This window comes from Acetivibrio ethanolgignens (assembly GCF_001461035.1).
Lineage (GTDB): Bacteria > Bacillota > Clostridia > Lachnospirales > Lachnospiraceae > Velocimicrobium > Velocimicrobium ethanolgignens.
In genome coordinates, this window is sequence record NZ_LNAM01000023.1 from 1 (window position 1) to 1,579 (window position 1,579).

A 1,579-nucleotide genomic window follows, 5' to 3' on the forward strand; every position below is an offset into this window, starting at 1 on the left:
TAAAAAAGTGTCTTCGACACATCAACTCCCCTAGCCCCTCATTCATGAGGGGAATTAGGGGTTTCTTTTTTCACCATTTTCGTTCATAATAGTCTTATGAACATATTACAAAAAATTTTTAAAGAACATTATGAAGAAATGATTTATACATTACATCCACGCCAATCTGTAACAGAAAACGTGGATAAAATGATCAACTGTGGCGATCCCTCCTTCGGCGGTACCATGTATGGCTGTCCTCACTGCGGTAAGTTAAAATTTGTCCCTTTCCGCTGTCATAGCCGTTTCTGTCCTACCTGTGGGAATCTCTATGCCATGCGACGTACTACCTCTATGTCCTTTAAACTGGTCAATGTCACCCACCGGCATTGTGTTTTCACCATCGACAAAAACCTCCGGCAGTTTTTCCTTGATGACCGGACATTACTTGACTGTCTCTTCCATGCTGTAAACAGTGTTGTCTCCCATATGTTTTATAAGCAGAACAAATCCATGAATTTTACCCCCGGTTTTATCATGGTCCTCCATACCTTCGGAAGAGATTTAAAATGGAACCCCCACATCCATTGTCTCATCTCTGAAGGCGGCTACAGTGATAACGGTTTCTGGCGCAATGTCAATTATTTCAACTATACCTATCTACGCAACGCTTTCCGAACCGCACTGCTTAATGAGATGGAGGCAAAAGTCGGCTCATCCTTTAAAAAGGTTAAAGCTCTCTGCTACCGGGAACACAAAGAAGGTTTCTACGTGTATGCCAAACCAAACAAATGTGATCCCAATACAGTTGTAAAATACATCGGACGCTATCTTGGACGCCCCGTAATTGCCACCTCAAGAATTGACAAATACGATGGTGACTTTGTCACTTTCCACTATAACCGACACGAAGATGACAAGTACGTGGAAGAAAACATTCCTGTTATTGAATTCATACAGCGTCTCATTCAGCATATCCCGGAAAAGCATTACAAAATGATCCGTTATGGCGGCCTTTATGCACGCCATCGAGAGATTGACAAAAAACTTCATCGTGCAATCTCCCGCGAAAAGCACTCTGTTTACAGAAGCTTTAACAAGTGGCGTACCGCCATTCTTTCTGCTTTCGGCTATGACACATTAAAATGCGAATGCGGCACAACCATGCTGTTTTTAGAACTCTACTTTAACCACAAGCGTGTTTCTCTGGAAGAAATGTACGAGAAAGCCATGTCCCGTTCTCGTGGAAGAAGGTCGTCTGCATGACTTCCTTATTCTCCACCCGTATGCTATACTCCCTTTAAAGGAGGACGCTTACATGAATCAAAACACCGAGAAACTACGCAAAAAATATATGGATAATCCACCTGAAGGAATGACATCCGAGGACATACGCCGCATGAGCGAGGATGACCTTCTAGATATGGATTATTTCTTAAATGAAGACGACTTATTTGATGACGAGGCTGGCGTTGAAGGTTTCTATATCTTCTAAGCTGCGTTGTCTTGCCACTATGTCCAAACAACAGTTTATCTAACATACGTTCGGTGAACTGTTGTTCTTTTATTACTTTTCCAAAATCGGAATTTCCTATAATGT

The 1,579-nt window shown here is 42.1% G+C and carries 2 protein-coding genes; both read left to right on the forward strand.

Annotated features, from left to right (window positions below; all coding sequences use genetic code 11):
* Window positions 1-96: 96 nt before the first annotated feature.
* Window positions 97-1,245, forward strand: coding sequence for an IS91 family transposase (locus tag ASU35_RS02110; RefSeq protein WP_058351452.1), 1,149 nt, complete (start codon window positions 97-99; stop codon window positions 1,243-1,245).
* 52 nt (window positions 1,246-1,297) lie between these two features.
* Window positions 1,298-1,474 carry a hypothetical protein gene (locus ASU35_RS19600; protein WP_172794578.1) on the forward strand — a complete coding sequence of 59 codons (177 nt, stop codon included), beginning with the start codon at window positions 1,298-1,300 and terminating at the stop codon, window positions 1,472-1,474.
* The last annotated feature ends 105 nt before the right edge of the window (window positions 1,475-1,579 follow it).

Excerpts from the sequence above, each read along its gene's own strand:
- ASU35_RS19600 (WP_172794578.1), top strand. The coding sequence starts at position 1,298 with ATGAATCAAAACACCGAGAAACTACGCAAAAAATATATGGATAATCCA.
- ASU35_RS02110 (WP_058351452.1), top strand. The coding sequence starts at position 97 with ATGAACATATTACAAAAAATTTTTAAAGAACATTATGAAGAAATGATT.